This window comes from Oryzihumus leptocrescens (assembly GCF_006716205.1).
Taxonomy (GTDB): domain Bacteria; phylum Actinomycetota; class Actinomycetes; order Actinomycetales; family Dermatophilaceae; genus Oryzihumus; species Oryzihumus leptocrescens.
Map to the genome: position 1 here is coordinate 523,708 of NZ_VFOQ01000001.1, position 20,516 is coordinate 544,223.

Here is a 20,516-nt window from a genome sequence, read left to right on the forward strand (position 1 = left end):
AGGGGGCGCGGCCATGAGGAACGTCCCTGAGCCGACCCTGACCCGCCCCTGAGAACTACCCGCGGCACCTGACCCGGGGCCTCGGGGTGGGACAGGATGGGCACGTGCCCACGCCCTACGAGCCCACCCGGCCGCCCGAGCCGTCGCCGCACCGGCTGACCCGCCCGGTCGAGGGCCGCTGGATCGGCGGCGTGTGCGCAGGGCTGGCCGAGCACCTGGACCTCGACGTCAACGTGGTCCGGATCTGCTTCGTCCTGGCCAGCTTCCTCGGTGGCGCGGGCATCGGCGTGTACCTCTTCCTCTGGGCCCTCACCCCGCAGGAGCGGCCCGCCACCGATCCTGTTGTGGGACAAGGTGATCCGACCCGTCGGAGCCGGCCGATGCGTTCGGAGGCTGCCCGCAACCTGCTGCTCGGCGCCGCCCTGGTGGTCCTCGGCACGGCCCTGGTGCTCCAGCAGCGCGGGGTGAACCTGCGCCTGGACATCGTCATCCCGGTCCTCGTCGTGGCGCTGGGCGCCGTGCTCGCCTGGACCCAGCTCGACGACACCGAGCGCGACCGCTGGCTGGCGCGCGGGGGTGCCGACCGGCCGCCGGGGATGCTGCGGCTCGGGGCGGGCGTGGTCCTCGCCATCGCCGGGATCATCGGCCTGGCCGCGCTGGGCCGGGGGCTGGGCGGGCTGTGGAACGTCGCGGTCGCCGCCGCGGCGGTCCTGGCCGGGGTCGCGCTCATCGCCACCCCGTGGGCGGTCCGGCTGTGGAACGACCTGCGCGAGGAGCAGGCCCGGCTGGTGCGGGCCACCGAGCGCGCCGACATCGCGGCGCACCTGCACGACTCGGTGCTGCAGACCCTGGCCCTCATCCAGCGCAAGGCCGACGACCCGGCCGAGGTGGCGCGCCTCGCCCGCGCCCAGGAGCGCGAGCTGCGCGGCTGGCTGTATGCCGGTCCCCGCGGGTCCGGGGCCAGCCTCGCCACCGCGGTCACCGAGGTCGCCCACGAGGTGGAGGACCTGCACGGGGTGCCCGTCGAGCTCGTCGTGACCGGCGACCGGCCGCTGGAGGAGCCCGGCCAGGCGCTCGTGCGGGCCCTGCGCGAGGCGCTGCTCAACGCGGTGCGCCACGGCCGGCCGCCCGTCTCGGCCTACGTCGAGGTCGGGCCCACCCTGGTCGAGGCGTTCGTCCGCGACCACGGCGACGGGTTCGAGGCCGACGCCGTCCCGGCCGACCGCCTCGGCGTGCGCGAGTCGATCGTCGGCCGGATGGACCGGCACGGCGGGTCGGCCCGGGTGCGGCGCCTCGAGGACGGCACCGAGGTCGCCCTGTCCCTGCCCGTGGCCCCGCCCGGCGACGAGACCGAACGATCCCCTGAAACCGTTGCACCACAGACCAACCCGACCACCGCCACCGAGCCGGGGCAGCGCGCCGCGACCCCGTCCGAACCTCCGGGAGCCCGCTCATGACCGACCCGATCCGGCTCGTCCTCGTCGACGACCACCGCATGTTCCGCTCCGGGGTCAAGGCCGAGCTCGACCCCTCGCTGGAGGTCGTGGGGGAGGCCGCCGACGTCGACGAGGCGGTGCGCGTGGTCGCCGCCACGCGCCCCGACGTGGTGCTGCTCGACGTGCACCTGCCCGGCGGCAACGGCAACGGCGGCAGCGACGTCATCAGCGGGTCGCGCGGCGCGACCACCGGGTCGGGGGCACCGGTGCGGTTCCTGGCGCTGTCGGTGTCCGACGCCGCCGAGGACGTCATCGCGGTCATCCGCGCCGGGGCCCGGGGCTACGTGACCAAGACGATCAGCGGGAACGACCTGACCACGGCGATCCGCCGCGTCGCCGACGGTGATGCGGTGTTCAGCCCACGACTGGCCGGCTTCGTCCTCGACGCGTTCGGCGCCGCCGCCGGCGAGATCGCCGAGGTCGACGAGGAGCTGGACCGGCTCAGCGCCCGCGAGCGGGAGGTGATGCGGCTGATCGCCCGCGGCTACCAGTACAAGGAGGTCGCCAAGGAGCTGTTCATCTCGGTCAAGACGGTCGAGACCCACGTCTCGTCGGTGCTGCGCAAGCTGCAGCTGTCCTCCCGGCACGAGCTGACCGCCTGGGCCGTGGGCCGCCGCCTGCTCTGACCCCCTCGAGCTGGACGTTGGTGCCCCTTCAGCGCTCGCGAAGGGGCACCAACGTCCAGCTCGGCGAGGTAGGGAGTGGGGCACCGAGGTCTGGCGCGATCGGCGTCGCCGGGTTCTACTGGCTACGTGTCGTCCCAGCGCGGGGTGCGGGCCCAGGTCGCGGACTCCTGGTTCCGCTCGGCGGCGGCGGGGGTCCAGGCCGACCTCGTCGACGCCCCGATCACGCTGCCCACGGACGTGCTGCGCGACCACCGCGAGGCGCACCCGCTCTCCCGCGTCTTCCCGCTGCTCGACGACGTGCTCGGCCAGGCCGCCCGTGACTGCGACGCGATCTTGGCGGTCAGCGACTCCGCCGGGCAGCTGCTCTGGGTGTGCGGCCACCCCCAGGTCCTGCGCCAGGCCGAGGCCATCGGCTTCGTCGAGGGCGCCAACTGGGACGAGCGCGTGGCCGGCACCAACGCCCCAGGCATGGCCCTGCGGCTGGACGAGTCGGTCAACATCATCGGCGCCGAGCACTTCCGCCGGTCGGTGCAGCGCTGGAGCTGTGCCGCCACCCCGATCCACGACCCGCAGACCCATGGCCTGCTCGGCGTCCTCGACATCACCGGCGGTGACCAGATCGTCGTGCCGCAGACCATGGCGATGGTGCGGGCCGCGGCCCGCATGGCAGAGGCCGAGCTGGCGCGCGAGGTGCTCTCGCGTCGCAGCGGCGAGCCACGGCATACCTCGCGCGGCCTGTCGGTCGTCATGGAGTCGCTCGGGCGCTCCGAGACGCTGCTCTCCCTCGACGCCGGCCGCGGGCACCAGGGCACGCTGCGGCTGAGCCCGCGGCACAGCGAGATCCTGCTGCTGCTCGCCTCCGCGCCGCGTGGGCTCTCCGGGGACGAGCTCGCGGTGCTGCTCTACGAGGAGGACGTCAGCGCCTCGACGCTGCGGGTCGAGCTCAACCGGCTGCGGCACCTGCTCGGCGAGGACGTGCTGGCGTCGCGGCCCTACCGCCTCGCCGCCGAGATCGCCGGGGACTGGCTCGCCGTCGAGGCGCACCTCGCCTCCGGCGACGTGCGCTCCGCGCTGCGCCTGTATCGCGGCCCGCTGCTGCCGCACTCGGCCGCCCCGGGCGTGGTGCGGCTGCGCGAGGAGGTCCACGAGTCGCTGCGCCGCGCGGTGATGCAGAGCCGGGAGGCGGACCTGATGTCGACGTGGACGCGCGCCTCGTGGGGCAGCGACGACTACGCCATGTGGCTCGCCCAGCGGGCCGTGCTGCCGAAGGGCAGCCCGCTGCGGCCGTTGGTGCTGGGGCAGCTCGCCCGCCTCGACCGCGAGCTGTCGTGACCCGCGAGCCGTCCGACCCGGGTCAGGGCCGGACGCCACGCGCCTGAGGACCGTGCAACGTGGATGCAACCTGCCCGTTCCTAGCGTCGGTGACACCCCCTGCACCCGGGTCGCAGACACACTTCCCGGGTGCGGGGGCCCACCACTGACGTTGGGAGAGCGCCATGACGGTTTACGCACCCCCGGGCACCGCGGACTCGCTGGTCTCGGTCCAGAGCAGGTACGGCCACTTCATCGGCGGCAACTGGGTCGAGCCGAAGAAGGGCCAGTACTTCGAGAACATCTCGCCGGTCAACGGCAAGCCGTTCTGCGAGGTCGGTCGCGGCACGGCCGAGGACATCGAGGCGGCCCTGGACGCCGCCCACGCCGCGGCGCCGGCCTGGGGCCGCACGTCGCTGGCCGAGCGTTCGCTGGTCCTCAACAAGATCGCCGACCGGCTCGAGGACAACCTCGAGATGCTCGCCGTGGCCGAGTCCTGGGAGAACGGCAAGGCGGTGCGCGAGACGCTGGCGGCGGACCTGCCGCTGGCGGTCGACCACTTCCGCTACTTCGCCGGCGTGCTGCGTGGCCAGGAGGGCAGCAGCAGCGAGATCGACGAGAACACCGTCGCGTACCACTTCCACGAGCCGCTCGGCGTGGTCGGGCAGATCATCCCGTGGAACTTCCCGATCCTCATGGCCACGTGGAAGCTCGCGCCGGCCCTGGCCGCCGGCAACGCCGTGGTGCTCAAGCCCGCCGAGCAGACGCCGTGGTCGATCCTCAAGGTCATCGAGCTCATCGCCGACCTGCTCCCCGCCGGCGTCGTCAACGTCGTCAACGGGTTCGGCGTGGAGGCGGGCAAGCCGCTGGCGTCCTCGTCGCGGATCGCCAAGATCGCCTTCACCGGCGAGACCACGACCGGCCGGCTGATCATGCAGTACGCCAGCCAGAACATCATCCCGGTGACGCTGGAGCTCGGCGGCAAGAGCCCCAACCTCTTCTTCGAGGATGTCCTCGCCGAGCGGGACGCCTTCTACGACAAGGCGCTCGAGGGCTTCACGATGTTCGCGCTGAACCAGGGCGAGGTCTGCACCTGCCCGTCCCGCGCCCTCGTGCAGCGCTCGATCTACAGCGACTTCGTGCCCGACGCGGTCGCCCGGGTGGACAAGATCGTCCAGGGCAACCCGCTCGACACCGCGACCACAATGGGCGCCCAGGCCTCCAACGACCAGCTGGAGAAGATCCTGTCCTACCTCGACATCGGCCGGCAGGAGGGCGCCAAGGTGCTCACCGGCGGTGAGCGCAACGTGCTCGAGGGCGACCTGGCCGAGGGCTACTACGTCGCGCCGACGATCTTCGAGGGCAACAACGCGATGCGGATCTTCCAGGAGGAGATCTTCGGCCCGGTGCTGTCCCTGACCAGCTTCGACGACGAGGCGGACGCGCTCAAGACGGCCAACGACACCCTCTACGGCCTCGGCGCCGGCCTCTGGACGCGCGACGGGTCGCGCGCCTACCGGGTCGGCCGTAGCATCAAGGCCGGTCGCGTCTGGACCAACTGCTACCACCAGTACCCCGCGCACGCCGCGTTCGGTGGCTACAAGCAGTCCGGCATCGGGCGCGAGAACCACAAGATGATGCTGGATCACTACCAGCAGGCCAAGAACCTGCAGGTGTCCTACTCGCCCGACGCCCTCGGCTTCTTCTAGGCCGATGGCGGAGACCCAGCAGAGTCGGGTCGAGGTCACCGGTGAGGCGGCGGACCTGCTCCGCCGCCTCACCGAGGGGCACGGGCCGGTCATGTTCCACCAGTCCGGCGGCTGCTGCGACGGCAGCTCCCCGATGTGCTACCCCACAGGGGAGTTCATGACCGGCGACGCGGACGTGCACCTGGGCGACCTCGATGTGCCGGGCGTGGCCGAACCGGTGCCGGTGTGGATGTCGAAGGCGCAGTACGAGTACTGGAAGCACACGCACCTGACCATCGACGTGGTGAAGGGGCGGGGGAGCGGCTTCTCCCTGGAGGCGCCGGAGGGCGTGCGCTTCCTCATCCGGTCCCGGCTGATGACCCAGGACGAGCTGCGCGCGTTCTCCCTGCTCTGAGTCGGCGGCCCTAAGGTGTGGCCATGTCCTTCGTCTTCAACCTGGTCCTCGTCCTGCACCTGCTCGGCATGGCCGCCATCGTCGGCGGGTGGTTCGTCGTGGCCAGGTCGCCGCGCATCGCCGAGCCGATCGTGTGGGGCGCCCGCGCCCAGATCCTCACCGGGCTCATCCTGGTCGGCCTGGCGCAGGCAGGCTGGTCCGACCACAAGCCGGACAACGCCTGGGTCGCGGTGAAGCTGGTCGTGGCGCTGGCCGTCGTGGCGCTGTCCGAGATCACCCGGGCGAAGAACAAGCGCGGGGAGTCCTTCAACCCCAACCTGGTCCACGCGGTCGGCGGGCTGGCGGTCGTCAACGTGCTCGTTGCCGCGCTCTGGACCTGAGCCAGTCTCGACCGGACACCGCCTGGCCCGCGTTCCGCGGCCGCGAACGCCCCGAAACGCGGGCCAAGCGGTGTTCTCTTGAGGGCTCGTGCGGTCAGGGGATGAGCAGCAGCTTGCCGGTGGTGCGCCGGCCCTCGAGGTCGCGGTATGCCATGCCGGCGTCAGCCAGCGGGTAGCGCCCACTCACCTCGACGTGCAGGCGCCCCTGCGCGATCGCGTCGAGGACCTCACCGCCCCGCCACAGCAGCTCCTCGCGGTCGGAAACGTAGTGCCCGAGCGTGGGCCGGGTGACGAACAGCGACCCGGCGGGGTTGAGCCGCTGCAGGTCGAACGGGGGGACCTGCCCGCTGGCCGCGCCGAAGAGGGCGAGCATCCCGCGGGGGCGCAGCGAGGCCAGGGACCCCTCGAAGGTGTCCTTGCCGACGCCGTCGTAGACCACGTCGACGCCGACGCCGACGGTGAGCTCGCGGACCGCGGCGGCCACGTCGGTGACCTGGCGGTAGTTGATGACGTGGTCGGCGCCGAGCGCGCGGGCCTTGTCCGCCTTCGCGTCGGTCCCGGCGGTGCCGATGACCGTGGCCCCACGCTCCTTCGCCATCTGCACGAGGAGCTGGCCGACCCCGCCCGCCGCGGCGTGCACGAGGACCCTGTCGCCGGGCTGCACGGCATACGTGCTGGTGACCAGGTAGTGCGCGGTCATCCCCTGCAGCATGGCCGCGGCCGCCGTCTCGGTGTCCACGGCGTCGGGCACCGGCACCAGGGCGGCGGCGGGCAGCACGGCCAGGCCGGCGAAGCTGCCGAGGTGCATCGCCCAGGCGACCCGGTCGCCCACGGCGACACCGGTCACGCCCTCGCCGACGGACTCCACCACGCCCGCGGCCTCGCTGCCGACGACGAACGGGGTGGGGATGGGGTAGACGCCCTCGCGCTGGTAGACGTCGATGAAGTTGACGCCGCAGGCCCCGACCCGGACCCGGACCTCGCCGGCCCCGGGCTCGGGCACCTCGCGCTGCTGCACCTCGAGCACCTCGGGTCCGCCGTTGCGGGTGACGACCAGGGCGGTGGTGGTGGTCATGGGGGATCCCCCGATCCGGTTGTGGGACAAGGACGTTGGTGCGTCAGTTGAGCCGGGTCACGGCGAACGCCTCGGCGAGGTGGCCCTCGGGCAGGCCGAAGCCGCTCGCCACCGCGCCGCCCCAGGTGCGCAGCATGGCGTCGAGCTCGTCCATGTGCGAGGTCTGCGAGGCGTGGGCCTGCAGCGCCTTGAGCTTGCGGTCGTAGGTGGCGGTGATGTCCACGGCGTGGGTCATCCGCGGGTGGGCCATGATCCAGATCTCGCCGATGTGCCACGGCGGCAGGCCCTCCTGCACCAGCTCGGGCCAGGCAAAGGCGTTCTCGGCCGCGGGGTAGGCCGCGCGGATCGCGGCCTCGCCCGCCGCCATGTGGTCGGGGTGGGAGGCCTGGATCCGGTCGTACCACCGCTCCGGGGACTGGATCAGCAGCCGCTGCGGGCGCACGTCGCGGATGACCCGGACGATGTCGCGCTGCAGCTCCCAGCTCGGCTCGAGCCAGCCGTCGCGGTAGCCGTCGAGGAAACGCACGTCGGTGACCCCGAGCGCCCCGCTGGCGGCACGCTGCTCGGCCTCGCGGATCGCCGGCATCTGCTCGCGCGGGGTCTCGTCGAAGCCACCCTGCTCGCCCCGGGTGCACAGCAGGACCGTCACGGCGATGCCGGCCTCGGTCCAGGCGGCGATGGTGCCCGCGGAGCCGAAGTCCGCGTCGTCGGGGTGGGCGACCACGACCAGGGCCCGCTCGATCTCGGAGTCGTCCCGCGGGCCCGGTGCGGTGAACACGTCCTGGCTCATGGCGCCACCTTATGCGCGGCCGAGGCCCTCGAGCGCGGCCCCGTCCAGCCGGTAGACCGACCACTCGTCCTGGGCCTGCGCGCCCAGCCCCTCGTAGAACCCGATCGAGGGCGTGTTCCAGCGCAGCACCCACCACTCCAGCCGGCCGTAGCCGCGCTCGACGCAGATCCGCGCCAGGGTGGCGAGCAGCTCCTTGCCCAGGCCGGAGCCGCGCTGCTCCGGGGTGACGTAGAGGTCCTCCAGCCAGATGCCGGGCCGGCCCAGCCAGGTGGAGAAGGTCAGGTACCACACCGCCATCCCCACGACCTCGCCGTCGACCTCGGCCACGTGGGCCCAGGCGGTCGGCGCACCGTCGGCGGGGAACAGGCACGCGAGGAAGCCCTCCGGGGTGGCCTCGACCGCGTCGGGCTCCTTCTCGTAGACCGCGAGCTCGTGCACCAGGCGCAGGATGGCGGGCACGTCGTCGGGGGTGGCCGGCCGGATCGTCGCGGTATGCCGTGTGGTCACCCGCCGAGGGTATGCCGTGCGGCCACGTCACCCGTCCCGGATGAGGCGGGCCGGCGCACCACGGCGTGAGCATGGCCGGCACGGGGACGCGCCCCTCACGGCCGGTCCCGGGGAGGAGGCCCTCGGGCATGCCGGAGCAGGAACACCCCTTGTCCGTGGTGGCCGCGAGCTACGACAGCGTCGACGCCGCGATCGTGGACTACGAGGCGCTCAAGGTGCTCTACCGCCGGCCCGGGTCGGCGCACGGGTTCGACGCGGCGGTGGTGGCGCAGGACGAGTACGGGCAGGTCCGCATCGTCCGCAAGCACGAGCAGCCCACCCGGCACGGCGCGGCGGTCGGCCTCGGCTGGGGCCTGGCCGCCGGCGTGGCCGCGCTGCTCTTCCCACCCGTGGGCGTCATCGCCGCGCGCGCCGCCGGGGAGGTCGGCAGTGCGGCGGTGGTCGTGGTCACCGGTCACGCCGCGGGCGGGCTGGACCGCGAGGTGCTCAGCCGGCTCGGCGAGGCCCTCGACGCGGGACGGGCCGGGGTGCTGGCGGTCTGCGAGAGGCGCCTGACCGACCGGGTGGAGGCCACGCTCACGGCAGCCGGCCGGGTCGTCACGGCGCCGATCGACGTCGACACCGACCGGCTCGCGACGGAGCTGCGCGAGAACCGGGAGCCGGTGCTGCCCCTCCCGCCGCGGCCGAGCGCACCGCCGGAGATGTCCTAGTCCTCACGCGTCCGGGTGCGCTGCGCCGGGCCGCGCCGCGAGCCGGGGGCTGTCGGCCGGACCCCGTAGGCTTGACCCCGAGATGAGCACCCTCTTCGACGACCTGCCCCTGCCCGGACTCAGCCCGAAGCAAGCCTCTGGCGAGGTGGACCACCGGGGCGTGCCCACGTGGGCCGAAGCCGCCGCTGAGGCACCCGGCGAAGGTGCGCCGCGGCATACCGGGGTCACCCGTGACCCGGCCGCGCTGCTCGAGGGGCTCAACCCGCAGCAGCGCGAGGCGGTCGTGCACGAGGGCTCCCCGCTGCTCATCGTCGCCGGCGCCGGCTCGGGCAAGACCCGGGTGCTGACCCACCGCATCGCCCACCTGCTGGCCGCGCGCAACGTCAAGCCCGGCGAGGTCCTCGCGATCACCTTCACCAACAAGGCCGCCGCGGAGATGCGCGAGCGGGTCGCCGGCCTGGTCGGCGGACGCGCCCAGGCGATGTGGGTCTCGACGTTCCACAGCGCCTGCGTGCGGATCCTGCGCCGCGAGGCCACCAAGATCGGCATGAAGTCGACCTTCTCCATCTACGACGCCGCCGACAGCCAGCGGCTGATGTCGATGGTGCTGCGCGACCTCGACCTCGATCCCAAGCGCTACCCGCCGCGCTCGTTCTCCGCGCAGGTGTCCAACCTCAAGAACGAGCTGGTCGACGAGGAGACCTTCGCCTCGCAGGTGGTGGAGGGCAACCACCAGGAGCGGATGCTGGCCGAGGCCTACACCGCCTACCAGCGGCGGCTGCGCCAGGCCAACGCCCTCGACTTCGACGACCTGATCATGACCACGGTGAACATGCTCCAGGCGTTCCCCGACGTCGCGGAGTACTACCACCGCCGGTTCCGCCACGTCATGGTCGACGAGTACCAGGACACCAACCACGCCCAGTACCAGCTGGTCAAGGAGCTCGTCGGTGCTCCGGGCGGGGAGGTCCCGCCGGCCGAGCTTGTCGTCGTGGGTGACGCCGACCAGTCGATCTACGCCTTCCGCGGCGCGACCATCCGCAACATCGTCGAGTTCGAGCAGGACTACCCCGACGCGCGCACGATCCTGCTGGAGCAGAACTACCGCTCCACGCAGACCATCCTGCGGGCGGCCAACGCCGTCATCGCCAAGAACCCCGACCGGCGCCCCAAGAACCTGTGGACCGACTCCGGCGACGGCACGCCGATCGTCGGCTACGTCGCCGACTCCGAGCACGACGAGGCCGCGTTCGTGGCCCGCCAGATCGACGCCCTGGCCGACGAGCACGGCGTCAAGCCCAAGGACGTCGCGGTCTTCTACCGCACCAACGCCCAGTCCCGTGCCGTGGAGGAGGTCTTCGTCCGGGTCGGCCTGCCCTACAAGGTCGTCGGCGGCACCCGCTTCTACGAGCGGCGCGAGGTCAAGGACGCGCTGGCCTACCTGCGGGTCATCTCCAACCCCACCGACACGGTCAACCTGCGCCGGATCCTCAACGTCCCCAAGCGGGGCATCGGCGACCGGGCCGAAGCCTGTATCGCGATGCTCGCCGAGCGCGAGCGGGTCCCCTTCGTCGCGGCCCTGGGCCGCCCCGAGGACGCCCCCGGCATCGCCACCCGCTCGGTCACCGCGATCAAGGCCTTCACCGGGCTGCTCGAGGCGCTGCAGACCGTGCACGAGGGCGGCGCCGGCGTGGCCGCCCTGATCGAGGCCGTGGTGGAGCAGACCGGCTACCTCGCCGAGCTGCGCGCCAGCCACGACCCGCAGGACGAGACGCGCGTGGAGAACCTCGCCGAGCTCGTCGCCGTCGCCCGCGAGTTCGACGAGGCCAACCCGCAGGGCTCGTTGGAGGACTTCCTCGAGCAGGTCTCACTGGTGGCCGACGCCGATGAGATCCCCGACTCCGAGGAGGCCGAGGACCAGGGCGTGGTGACGCTGATGACGCTGCACACCGCCAAGGGCCTGGAGTTCCCCGTCGTGTTCCTCACCGGCATGGAGGACGGCACGTTCCCGCACATGCGTGCGCTCGGCGACAACAAGGAGCTCGAGGAGGAGCGCCGGCTGGCCTACGTCGGCATCACCCGGGCCCGTGAGCGGCTGCACCTGTCCCGCGCGGTGGTCCGCTCCGCCTGGGGCCAGCCGCAGTACAACCCGGCCTCGCGCTTCCTCGACGAGATCCCGGCCGAGCTGATCGACTGGCAGCGCAGCGAGTCCACCGGCATGCGCCCCTCCTCGACCCCGGCGGTGGCCACGCTCGCCGGACGCCCCGGCGTGCGCTCCCCGGGCAACAAGCCGGTCATCTCGCTCAAGGACGGCGACCGGGTCACCCACGACTCCTTCGGCCTCGGCACCGTGGTGCGGGTCGAGGGTGAGGGCGACAAGGCGATGGCGCACGTCGACTTCGGCGGGGACGCCGGGGTCAAGCGGCTGCTCCTGCGCTACGCCCCAGTCGAGAAGCTCTGACGCGAGGCCCCAAAGGACCCACCGAACGCACCAGATCCGTCGTTTCGAGCCCGAGTTCGGGCCGAAATGACGGATCTGGTGCGTTCAGTCGAGGTAAGCCGAGCGCCCAGGCGGGCCGAGGGCTCAGGGGAGCAGGCCGTGCGCCCTCAGCCAGGGCAGGGGGTCGACCGCGTCGCCGCTGCCCGGGTGGATCTCCAGGTGCAGGTGCGGGCCGGTCGAGTGGCCCGTGTTGCCGGACTGGCCGACGACGTCGCCGGGGGCGACGTGGTCGCCGACGCTGACGCCGATCGCGCTCATGTGGCCGAACCAGGACTCCGTGCCGTCCCAGTAGCGGATCTTGACGATGTTGCCGAAGCCGGACTCGGCGCCGGCGAAGACGACCTCGCCGGTGGACATGGCCACCAGGTCGGTGCCGACGGGTGCGGCGAAGTCGTCGCCCTCGTGCATGCGGCCCCAGCGCCAGCCGAAGTTCGAGGACATGGAGACGCCGCTGATCGGCATGACCCAGCGGTGCGCCCTGGCCAGCTCGGCCGCGGCGCGCTTCTCGGCGAGGGCCTGGCGCGCCTGGGCGCGGGCCGCCCGCTCGGAGGCCTCCTGGCGGGCCGCCGCCGGGCCGCTGTCCGCCAGCGCCTTCTGGTGCCGCGCCACGACGTCCTGCCGGTACTGCGACTGCGCCTCGGCCTGGCCGTGCGCCTGCTGCAGCAGGGCGGCGTTCTGGTTGAAGCTGACCGCCTGCGGCTTGGCGTTGGTGGCCACGGCTGCGCCGGTGGCGGTGAAGGTCAGGGCGGCCGCGGCGGCCGTCGGCAGGGCGACGCCTGCGGTCAGGCGGGGAGTGTGCTGCTTGGGCGCTCGGTGACGGCCGGGGGCGCGGTGGCGCCCCGCGTACTGGTCGGGCACAGGCAAAAACCTCACGGCAGGTGGCACGGGAAACGCGAGGTTAGCGTGATCTTTTCGTGACAGGCAAAGGGCGCCTGTGGAAAACCAGGACCCTCGGCCCCTGCCCTCTCGGCGTCAGCCGGGGCGTCCACCGGCGGGGGCGTGCTCCGGGATGCGGGGCTCGCCCACGGAGACCGGGGTCCGCCCCGACGAGGTCAGCGGCGTCACGCCGGCCGTGACGGTCGAGCCGTCGGGGTCCAGGTGCGCCAGCGCCGTGGAGATGCCGTGGACGACGCTGCCGAGGATCGGCAGGCTCATGTGCCCGACGCCGTGCAGCCGCACGTTGCGGGCGGACAGGTCCTCGTGGGGCAGGCTGGCGTGCCGCTGCGGGAAGATCATCTGGTCCAGGTCCGACCAGTAGACGACGAACCGGGTGCGACAGTGCGACACCGGCTCGGCCAGCTCACGCATGAGCGTGCTGCCCGGGCGCAGCTGGCGGGTGAGCCGCGACGGCCAGGCGAAGGCCGTGTAGGTGCCCTGGTGCGGGGTGCCCAGCGTCACGAGGGTGTGGACGCGCTGGTCGCCGCCGAGCCGGGTGACGTAGTAGCGGGCGATGAGGCCGCCCAGGCTGTGCCCGACGACGTGGATGCGTTCGTAGCCGGTCTCGGCCACGAGCAGCTCGACCTCCTCGGCCAGCCGGGCCGCGGCCTCGCGCACGTCGGTGGTGAACGGGGAGTAGTTCATCGACAGCACCCGGCCGAAGCCGCGGCGCCGCAGCCCGAGGCGCAGCACCGAGAAGATCGAGCGGTTGTCGGCCATCCCGTGCACGAGCAGGATCGGCGTGCCGGCCGCCTCGACGTCACCGATGACCAGTCCGCGCTGGACCGGCGGGAGCGCGCTGACGCTGTAGCCGTGGGCCTCACCCTGCCGGCGGTCGGCCACCAGCCCCCAGGGGTAGAGCGCCACGTGCGTGGCCAGCCACGTCGCCTCGACGGCTGCGCCCATCAGCCCGGTGGGGGTGCACAGGGCGCGCGCCGCGCCGCTGACCACCCCCGTGGCCGTCACGGCAACCCCGGTCGCCCGCCCCGCTGCCCGCAGCAGGGCGGCCCGTGGGCCGGCCGGCTGGTCCCCGTCCGGGCCCGGGGCCGGCCCCGGGTCAGGGTGGCTGGGTACGCCGGTCAGGGTCATGCCTATCGACTCCTCACGCCCAGGGGCGGTTGTCACGTCAGTGTGACGGGGGTGACATGACGGTAACGCCGAGGTTGCCGTGGCGCGAGGGCAAACGGCCCGTGTCGACGCCGAAAACCCGTGCGCCGTATGCCGTCCGGCCGCCCTGGTGCCGCGACCGGACGGCATACCGGTCGGCTGTGACCGATCTCGCCCGCGCGCGGGCCGCCCCGGGTCTGCCCACGGGGGAGGAGTTTGGCTAGTCTGCGCCCCATGACCCAGAGCCCGCTGCGCGTTGTCGTGGCCAAGCCCGGCCTCGACGGACATGACCGTGGGGCGAAGGTCGTTGCGCGTGCGCTGCGTGACGCCGGCATGGAGGTCGTCTACACCGGCCTGCACCAGACGCCGGAGCAGATCGTCGAGGCGGCCATCCAGGAGGACGCCGACGCCGTCGGCCTGTCGGTGCTCTCGGGCGCGCACATGACGCTGTTCGCCAAGGTGACCGAGCTGCTCAAGGCGCGTGACGCCGAGGACATCGTCGTGTTCGGCGGGGGGATCATCCCTGAGGGCGACATCCCCGAGCTCGAGAAGCTCGGGGTGGCCAAGGTGTTCACGCCAGGCGCCACGACGACCGAGATCGTCGCCTGGGTCCGCGACAACGTCACGCCCAGCTGACCACCGGCCGACCCCGCCGGCTCAGGGCGTGATCGTCATCAGCGCGCCGGGGCGCTCCCAGCGCATGACGGCGCGCAGAGCCGAGGACGGGATCGACACGCACCCGGCCGTGCCGTGGCCGAGGTCGACGTGGAAGAAGATCGCCGACCCGCGGCCCGGGGTACGAGCCTCGTTGTAGCCGACCACCTGCGCGTAGTCGTACGCCGGTGACTTCAGCAGCGGCTCCGCGCTGTCCCACCGCCCGTTGGAGGGCGTGTGCTGGTGGGTGTTGTAGAGGCTCGAGCCCGGGTCGTCGACCCAGACGTCGCTGGAGCCGGTGGTGAACCACATGCCGTCCAGCCCGGGGTTGCCGTAGGGCCCGAACCCGCCGCGCAGCGGGAACGTGCCGGCCGGGGTGGTCATGTCGCCCTCGCGCTTGGACCAGCTCACGCCCCGCTGGCCCACGTGGCCGTAGTACGGCCCGAGCTGGCTGACCCAGGTGCCGTGGCTGCGCGCGCAGGCCCGGACCGTCGCGCTGGCGCCGTAGGCGTCGACCAGCACCACCTGCGAGGCGGACACCGAGGACGGTATGCCGTGGCACACGGCCGCGGTCGGCGTCCTGGCCACCTCGCGGCTGGGTGCGCTGGAGGCGGGATGCTTCGGCCGGGGTGCGGGCACCGGCTTGCGGGTCGTGCTCGGCGTCGTCGTGCTCGGCGTCGGCGTCGCGGTGGTCGTGCTCGAGGTCGGGCTGGCCGAGGTGGTTTCCGGGGTGCGGTCCATCGCCGCCGGCCGGATCGTCACGCCGGGCGTGCAGGCGGAGCCGAGCAGGGCCGTGGCGGCCACGAGGCCCGCGGCCAGGAGCGGTCGGGGGGTCATCGGCTCACCTCGAAGTGCTGGTAGTCGGGGGCGGCCCACAGACCGCCCCAGCGGAAGCCGAGCCCGGTGAAGGCGCGCACCGCGGCGCTGCCGGAGCCGGCGAACACGCCTGCAGCGGGGGAGCGGTGCGTGACGAACCACTGGTCGGGCCAGATCCGTCCCTGCTCGTCCCGGTAGGGGTTCTCCCAGTCGTTGACGTCGATCGCGCGCCCGTACGCGTGGCCCGAGTACTGCTTGCGCTCCTCCTGGCCCCCGACGTAGCGGCAGTTGAACGCCGAGGTGTTGTCGGCGTCCATCGCGGCGTAGTCGTTGGCGCCCGGACCCTTGGGGTTGTGGCCCCACGTGCGGTCCATGACCCGCATCTGCCGGATCCGGAACCGCTGGTCGTAGAGGTGGGTGAACGCCTGCGCGGTGCGGGTGGCGATCGCGGCGTGCACGACGACCGCGCCACGCGAGCGCTTGCCGTCGAAGCCCCAGAAGTTCACCGTCACGTAGCGCAGGTCCGCCCGACCGACCGGGCAGCCGGGCGTCCACGAGTAGCCGACCATCCGCGACCAGACGGCGTCGGGGACGGCGCTGACGCGGGCGTTCGCACCGGCGCCGACGGCGGCGGCGTTGGCCGGGAAGCGCACGCGCGGCTCGGCGCCGGCGCGGGGGACCGGGGCGAGCATCTCGGTGCCGGGCCGGGCCTGGCGGGCCGCAGCCGTGGTCGTGGTCGTGGCGCTCGTCGGGCTCGGCACCGAGGTGATGGTGGTCGTGGTCGGGGTGGGCGCGGCCGTCGACGAGGAGGTGGAGCCCTCGGCGGCCGGCGCGGCGGCGGGGCCGCAGGCAGCCAGCGCGAGCACGCTGCCGACCGCTGCCAGAGCCGCCGGCGCGCGGTGGAGCCGTGCGCGCATGAGGTGTCCGTCCGTCGGGTGCAGGTGGTCCCCCGGTGACGGCCAGTGTGCCCCCTTTGGGGCTTGTGTGCCGAATCAGCCGACCAGGGGGATACGCAGCACGGCGGGCGCCTGCGGGTCGGCGGTGACGGTGACCGGCTGCACGGCATACGCGTTCTTGTAGGCGGCGTCACTGCCGGCCAGCACCAGCTGCAGCCGGTGCCCGGTCTCGACCCGGTGGACGATGCCGGGCAGCTCGATGTGGACGCTGCGCGTGACGTCGCCCACCCGCACCGGGCTGATCAGCTTGTTGACCAGGGTCTTGCTCCCGTCGGGCGCCACGTCGTAGAGCTTGGCGAACACCTGCAGCTGGCCCGCCGGCCCGGCCGACTGGGTGGCGGCAACGGTGGGGGCGGAGAAGCGGACGTCGAGGGTGGGCACGCCGACGACGGTCGCCGGCGTGGTCAGCGGAGCGCTCGTCCAGGCGCCGAAGGTCCCCGGCGTGTCGAACGGCGCGGTGGTGCCCGGCGGCAGCGTGCCGGCCGGGACCTGGCCCTCCAGGCCGGAGACCTCGGAGTAGGAGCCGAACGCCCCGGCGCCGGGGTTCGTCCACGAGACGGAGCCCGGCGCGACGGCGGCGCGGCTGGACACGAGGTCGCCGGAGCCGGAGAGGTACCACGCCTTCGGGCTGCCGACCGGGTAGGAGCTGGCCGAGGCGTAGGCAGGGGCGGCGTTGCCGGTGTAGCTCACCCAGTCGCGGAAATACGCGAACTCCGGTCCGGTGCCGACCGCGCTGCCCTTGAGGTAGTGGTCGAACCAGTCCTTGATCCGCTGCCCGAGGTAGGTGCCCTCGATCTGCTGGCCGCTCAGGTCGAGCTCGCCCGGCGCGGCGCCGCTGCTGCCGTGGGCGCCGCCGGAGTGGCCCCAGGACTGCCACGCCATGGTGACCGGGACCTTGCGCGCCTTGAGCCCGCGGTAGGTGGCGACGGCCTCCTGCAGGTTGAACAGCGTGTCGTTCTCGCCCTGGATGAGGAAGACCGGGATGTGCACCTTGTCGAGGTAGTGCCCCACCGAGACGCGGTCGGTGAGCCGGAACGTGTCCGTCGTCGGGTAGCCCGCGGTGTCCAGCGTGGCCTTGGCCAGGCACGCCTCCTGCACGAAGTTGGGGCAGCCGACGTTGCGTGCGGGGTCGATGGCAGCCCCCTGGATCCCGTCGGCGATGCCCACGCCGAAGAACAGCCCGGTCCAGCCCACCTTCTCGGTGCCGGGCGTCTGGTCGGCATAGGTGACCCCGGTCGTGAACGCCGTGTTGTTGGGCGCCAGGGAGTAGCGCAGGTCGTTCCAGGTGATCAACGGGACCAAGGTGTCGACGCGCGGATCCGTTGCAGCAGTGGCGAACTGGATCTGCCCGCCGTAGGAGCCGCCGATCATCCCGAGCCGCGGGTCGTGGGTGGCGGGGTCGTCCAGCTTCGTGAAGTCCACGGCCAGCGTGCCCGCGCCACCGGAGGTGCCCGCGAGGTCGGAGGAGTCGTATGCCGCGCTGCCGCCGCCCCCGAGGAAGGTCACCAGGTGTGAGGCCGCGACGCCGTCCACGCCGGGGTCGTCGAGGGAGATCTTGCAGCCGGAGTCGGGGAAGCCGAGGCCGGTGTAGGACAGCACGGCATACCCGCGCTGGGCGAAGGCCCGGCCGAGCCCGGCCTGGTCGGCCTTGGACCCGCCGAAGCCGTTGGTGGTCAGGATCGCCGGCACCGGGTGAGCGGCGTCGGCATGGTGCGGCTTGTAGAGGTCGGCGTCGATGACGCAGGTCTGCGGGCGGCCCTGGTCGTCGGTGCCGGCCGGGACGGTGAAGTGCAGCCCGGTGTAGGTGTCGACCTGGTCGAGCGCGGTGGTGGCGGCCGACGGCGGGGGAGCCGCGAGGGCCGCGGGGGCCAGGCCCAGTGCCGTCGTGCCGAGCATGGCCGCGGCGGCAGTGGCCGTGGCGGCAGTGGCCGTGGCGGCCAGGGCCTTCAGGGATGGGCGGCGCATGAGCAGGGTCCCTCCGTCGACGTTGCCCGCCCAACGAGGCCGGTGGCGCCGCGGTTACGCGCCGGTAGCCGCTGTCGGCTTCCTGTCTGACCTGCAGGTTTGCCCTCCGGCACAGCAACCCTTTACCCCGCACTGGTGAAAGCGCTTCTGCGACAGGCGTTTTCCGCTGGTTAACACGCCTTTGGCAAAGGTTCCGTCTGAGGCATTGACCCCGGTCCGGCCCGCCGAGTTGTCTGCGCAGACCGCCTCACAGCAGCCGCACAGGCTGCTCAGCCGGACCTCACAGGCGGTTTCGACGGTCCTGCACTCCCCCGGGTGCAGGACCCTTCACCAAGGAGAAGTGGCTTGAAACGACTCACGACCGGCCTGGCGCTCGGGTGCGCCCTGGTCGCCGCAGCTGCGTCCGCTCCCGCAGCCAGCGCACTCCCGGGTGCCGCCACCCCTGGCCCCGCCGCCCGACCCGCCATCTCGGCCGAACAGGCCAAGGCCGACGCGATGGGCCACGCCCTGCGGCTCGACAAGCGCGAGACCCTGACGGTGAAGGACGTCATCTCCGACCCGGACGGCAGCACGCACGTGCGCTACGAGCGCACCTTCGCCGGGCTGCGCGTCATCGGTGGTGACCTCGTCGTGCACCGCGACAAGGCCGGTGCCGTCCGTGGCGTCAGCTGGAACGCCTCCGGCAAGGCCGAGGTCCCCTCCACGACCCCGAAGCTCGCCCGCTCCGCGGCGCTGGCCCAGGGTGCCAAGGCCTCGCGGTTCCCCGTGCAGAAGTCGGCCGACGAGCTCGTCGTCTACGCCGGCTCGGGCACCCCGCGCCTGGCCTACGACGTGGTGACCACGGGGGTGAAGGCCGACCAGACGCCCAGCCGTCTGCACACGGTCGTCGACGCCACCTCCGGCGCCACGCTGGCCAGCTGGGACGAGATCGAGACCGGCACCGGCAACTCGATCTACAGCGGGTCGGTCTCGATCGGCACCCAGCTCAGCGGCAGCTACCAGCTCAAGGACCCGAACCGCGGCGGCAACTACACGACCGACCTCAACGGGCAGACCGACCCGCCGGTCGGCAGCGGCCCCGCCGGGACCCTGTTCACCGACGCCGACGACGTGTGGGGCAACGGTTCCACCAGCGACCGCGCCTCGGCCGGCGTGGACGCCCACTACGGCGCCCAGGTCACGTGGGACTACTACAAGAACACCCACGGCCGGAACGGCATCTTCAACAACGGCACCGGTGTCCGCTCCCGCGTCCACTACGGCAACGGCTACGTCAACGCCTTCTGGGACGGCACCCAGATGACCTACGGCGACGGCTCGGGCAACACGCACCCGCTGACCGAGATCGACGTCGCGGGTCACGAGATGAGCCACGGCGTCACGGAGAACTCGGCCGGGCTGGCCTACTCCGGTGACGCGGGCGGCCTCAACGAGGCCACGAGCGACATCTTCGGCACCGCCGTGGAGTTCTACGCCAACAACGCCAACGACGTGGGCGACTACCTCATCGGCGAGAAGATCAACATCAACGGCAACGGCACCCCGCTGCGCTACATGGACAAGCCGTCCAAGGACGGCGCCAGCAAGGACTGCTGGTCGGCGACGCTGGGCACCCTCGACCCGCACTACTCCTCGGGCCCGCTGAACCACTGGTTCTACCTGGCCTCCGAGGGCTCGGGCGCCAAGACCATCAACGGCGTCGCCTACAACAGCCCCACCTGTGACGGCTCCACCGTCACCGGCGTGGGCCGCGACGCCGCCGCGAAGGTCTGGTACCGCACGCTGACGACCTACCTGACCTCCACGAGCACCTACGCGGACGCCCGCAACGGCGCGATCAAGGCGGCCAAGGACCTCTACGGCGTCGGCAGCACCCAGTGCACCAACATCGCGGCGGCCTTCACCGCCATCGCGGTCCCGGCCACGACCGAGACCTGCGGCACCAGTGGTGGGGGCGGCGGTGGCGGCAACCTGCTGCAGAACCCCGGCTTCGAGTCCGGCAACGTCAGCTGGACCACGACCTCCGGCGTGATCACCAACTCCGCCAGCGCCACCCCGCGCACCGGCTCCTGGTACGGCTGGCTCAACGGCTACGGCACCGCCAGCACCGACTACGCCCAGCAGTCGGTCGCCATCCCGTCCACGGCCACCTCGGCGACGCTGTCCTTCTACCTGAAGGTCTCCTCGGCCGAGACGACCACGACCTCCGCCTACGACACGCTCAAGGCCCAGGTCATCGACGGCTCCACCACGACGACCCTCGCGACGTACTCCAACCTCAACAAGGGCTCGTCCTACGTCCTGAAGTCGCTCGACCTGAGCGCCTACAAGGGCAAGACCGTCACGATCAAGTTCCTGGGCACCGAGGACTCCTCGCTGGCCACGAGCTTCTTCCTCGACGACACCTCGGTCGCCACGAGCTGACCGCAGGGCAACACGGACAACCCGGTGCCGGTCCCTCGACCCGAGGGGCCGGCACCGCCGTGCCGGGCGGCTGCAGCTGATGCCACGCGGGTATGCCGTGCCGCACCGCGGCAGCCCGGACCACCCACCACGCCGGAGCGGTCGCCTCCCGGGGACCAGG

Annotated in this window: 18 protein-coding genes; 10 read left to right on the top strand and 8 right to left on the bottom strand. The window is 72.6% G+C overall.

Features of this window, described 5'->3' with window-relative positions; all coding sequences use genetic code 11:
* Window positions 1-104: 104 nt before the first annotated feature.
* The 6 genes from FB474_RS02575 to FB474_RS02600 all read left to right on the top strand — a co-directional run bounded on the left by FB474_RS02575 (window position 105) and on the right by FB474_RS02600 (window position 5,916).
* Window positions 105-1,457: an ATP-binding protein gene (locus FB474_RS02575; RefSeq protein ID WP_141787232.1), complete on the top strand. Its 1,353-nt coding sequence runs from the start codon at window positions 105-107 to the stop codon at window positions 1,455-1,457.
* On the top strand, window positions 1,454-2,122 hold the full coding sequence (locus FB474_RS02580) for a LuxR C-terminal-related transcriptional regulator (protein WP_141787233.1): 669 nt from the start codon (window positions 1,454-1,456) through the stop codon (window positions 2,120-2,122). The genes FB474_RS02575 and FB474_RS02580 overlap by 4 nt, the downstream gene beginning before the upstream one ends.
* 126 nt (window positions 2,123-2,248) lie before the next feature.
* On the top strand, window positions 2,249-3,454 hold the full coding sequence (locus FB474_RS02585; RefSeq protein WP_141787234.1) for a GAF domain-containing protein: 1,206 nt from the start codon (window positions 2,249-2,251) through the stop codon (window positions 3,452-3,454).
* Between the two features lie 164 nt (window positions 3,455-3,618).
* Window positions 3,619-5,142: an acetaldehyde dehydrogenase ExaC gene (gene exaC / locus FB474_RS02590; protein ID WP_141787235.1), complete on the top strand. Its 1,524-nt coding sequence runs from the start codon at window positions 3,619-3,621 to the stop codon at window positions 5,140-5,142.
* A gap of 4 nt (window positions 5,143-5,146) precedes the next feature.
* A complete protein-coding gene (locus FB474_RS02595) occupies window positions 5,147-5,536 on the top strand; it encodes a DUF779 domain-containing protein (protein ID WP_141787236.1) in 390 nt (129 codons plus the stop codon).
* Between the two features lie 23 nt (window positions 5,537-5,559).
* Window positions 5,560-5,916, top strand: a complete 357-nt coding sequence (locus tag FB474_RS02600; protein WP_141787237.1) for a hypothetical protein — start codon at window positions 5,560-5,562, stop codon at window positions 5,914-5,916.
* 94 nt (window positions 5,917-6,010) lie between these two features.
* Here FB474_RS02600 and FB474_RS02605 read toward each other — a convergent pair whose 3' ends face one another.
* Genes FB474_RS02605 through FB474_RS02615 form a run of 3 tightly spaced genes read right to left on the bottom strand, consistent with a single transcriptional unit; the run spans window position 6,011 to window position 8,288 of the window.
* Window positions 6,011-6,991 (bottom strand): quinone oxidoreductase family protein, encoded by a 981-nt coding sequence (locus tag FB474_RS02605; protein ID WP_141787238.1) that lies wholly within the window; start codon window positions 6,989-6,991, stop codon window positions 6,011-6,013.
* 43 nt (window positions 6,992-7,034) lie between these two features.
* Window positions 7,035-7,781: a PIG-L deacetylase family protein gene (locus FB474_RS02610; protein WP_141787239.1), complete on the bottom strand. Its 747-nt coding sequence runs from the start codon at window positions 7,779-7,781 to the stop codon at window positions 7,035-7,037.
* Window positions 7,782-7,790: 9 nt separating this feature from the next.
* Window positions 7,791-8,288: a GNAT family N-acetyltransferase gene (locus tag FB474_RS02615; protein WP_141787240.1), complete on the bottom strand. Its 498-nt coding sequence runs from the start codon at window positions 8,286-8,288 to the stop codon at window positions 7,791-7,793.
* Between the two features lie 128 nt (window positions 8,289-8,416).
* Here FB474_RS02615 and FB474_RS02620 point away from each other — a divergent pair, with 128 nt between their 5' ends.
* Together FB474_RS02620 and pcrA are read left to right on the top strand one after the other, a co-directional pair.
* On the top strand, window positions 8,417-8,998 hold the full coding sequence (locus FB474_RS02620; protein WP_141787241.1) for a DUF1269 domain-containing protein: 582 nt from the start codon (window positions 8,417-8,419) through the stop codon (window positions 8,996-8,998).
* An 82-nt stretch (window positions 8,999-9,080) separates the two neighbouring features.
* The gene (gene pcrA, locus FB474_RS02625; RefSeq protein WP_141787242.1) at window positions 9,081-11,459 is read left to right on the top strand and encodes a DNA helicase PcrA; all 2,379 of its coding nucleotides are present in this window, start codon (window positions 9,081-9,083) and stop codon (window positions 11,457-11,459) included.
* A gap of 123 nt (window positions 11,460-11,582) precedes the next feature.
* On the opposite strand, the gene FB474_RS02630 is transcribed toward pcrA, so the two are convergent.
* Entirely contained in the window at window positions 11,583-12,356 is a 774-nt protein-coding gene (locus tag FB474_RS02630) for a M23 family metallopeptidase (RefSeq protein ID WP_141787243.1), read from the bottom strand.
* Window positions 12,357-12,470: 114 nt separating this feature from the next.
* Window positions 12,471-13,523: an esterase/lipase family protein gene (locus FB474_RS02635; protein WP_141787244.1), complete on the bottom strand. Its 1,053-nt coding sequence runs from the start codon at window positions 13,521-13,523 to the stop codon at window positions 12,471-12,473.
* A 252-nt stretch (window positions 13,524-13,775) separates the two neighbouring features.
* Here FB474_RS02635 and icmB point away from each other — a divergent pair, with 252 nt between their 5' ends.
* Complete coding sequence (gene icmB, locus FB474_RS02640) at window positions 13,776-14,177, top strand: coenzyme B12-dependent isobutyryl CoA mutase small subunit (protein WP_141787245.1); 402 nt, start codon at window positions 13,776-13,778, stop codon at window positions 14,175-14,177.
* A gap of 21 nt (window positions 14,178-14,198) precedes the next feature.
* Here the strand turns inward: icmB and FB474_RS02645 are convergent, their stop codons facing one another.
* The 3 genes from FB474_RS02645 to FB474_RS02655 form a co-directional block, all read right to left on the bottom strand.
* Window positions 14,199-15,032, bottom strand: a complete 834-nt coding sequence (locus tag FB474_RS02645; protein ID WP_141787246.1) for a hypothetical protein — start codon at window positions 15,030-15,032, stop codon at window positions 14,199-14,201.
* Window positions 15,029-15,928, bottom strand: coding sequence for a M15 family metallopeptidase (locus FB474_RS02650; RefSeq protein WP_141787247.1), 900 nt, complete (start codon window positions 15,926-15,928; stop codon window positions 15,029-15,031). The genes FB474_RS02645 and FB474_RS02650 overlap by 4 nt, the downstream gene beginning before the upstream one ends.
* 75 nt (window positions 15,929-16,003) lie before the next feature.
* The gene (locus FB474_RS02655) at window positions 16,004-17,932 is read right to left on the bottom strand and encodes a CocE/NonD family hydrolase (protein ID WP_141787248.1); all 1,929 of its coding nucleotides are present in this window, start codon (window positions 17,930-17,932) and stop codon (window positions 16,004-16,006) included.
* 345 nt (window positions 17,933-18,277) lie between these two features.
* Between FB474_RS02655 and FB474_RS02660 the strand changes: the two genes are divergently transcribed.
* Window positions 18,278-20,356: a M4 family metallopeptidase gene (locus tag FB474_RS02660; protein WP_141787249.1), complete on the top strand. Its 2,079-nt coding sequence runs from the start codon at window positions 18,278-18,280 to the stop codon at window positions 20,354-20,356.
* Window positions 20,357-20,516 lie beyond the last annotated feature (160 nt).

Coding starts and splice junctions, on each gene's coding strand:
- FB474_RS02580 (WP_141787233.1), top strand. CDS start 1,454: ATGACCGACCCGATCCGGCTCGTCCTCGTCGACGACCACCGCATGTTC.
- exaC (WP_141787235.1), top strand. CDS start 3,619: ATGACGGTTTACGCACCCCCGGGCACCGCGGACTCGCTGGTCTCGGTC.
- FB474_RS02595 (WP_141787236.1), top strand. CDS start 5,147: ATGGCGGAGACCCAGCAGAGTCGGGTCGAGGTCACCGGTGAGGCGGCG.
- FB474_RS02600 (WP_141787237.1), top strand. CDS start 5,560: ATGTCCTTCGTCTTCAACCTGGTCCTCGTCCTGCACCTGCTCGGCATG.
- FB474_RS02605 (WP_141787238.1), bottom strand. CDS start 6,991: ATGACCACCACCACCGCCCTGGTCGTCACCCGCAACGGCGGACCCGAG.
- FB474_RS02610 (WP_141787239.1), bottom strand. CDS start 7,781: ATGAGCCAGGACGTGTTCACCGCACCGGGCCCGCGGGACGACTCCGAG.
- FB474_RS02620 (WP_141787241.1), top strand. CDS start 8,417: ATGCCGGAGCAGGAACACCCCTTGTCCGTGGTGGCCGCGAGCTACGAC.
- pcrA (WP_141787242.1), top strand. CDS start 9,081: ATGAGCACCCTCTTCGACGACCTGCCCCTGCCCGGACTCAGCCCGAAG.
- FB474_RS02635 (WP_141787244.1), bottom strand. CDS start 13,523: ATGACCCTGACCGGCGTACCCAGCCACCCTGACCCGGGGCCGGCCCCG.
- icmB (WP_141787245.1), top strand. CDS start 13,776: ATGACCCAGAGCCCGCTGCGCGTTGTCGTGGCCAAGCCCGGCCTCGAC.
- FB474_RS02645 (WP_141787246.1), bottom strand. CDS start 15,032: ATGACCCCCCGACCGCTCCTGGCCGCGGGCCTCGTGGCCGCCACGGCC.
- FB474_RS02650 (WP_141787247.1), bottom strand. CDS start 15,928: ATGCGCGCACGGCTCCACCGCGCGCCGGCGGCTCTGGCAGCGGTCGGC.
- FB474_RS02655 (WP_141787248.1), bottom strand. CDS start 17,932: ATGCGCCGCCCATCCCTGAAGGCCCTGGCCGCCACGGCCACTGCCGCC.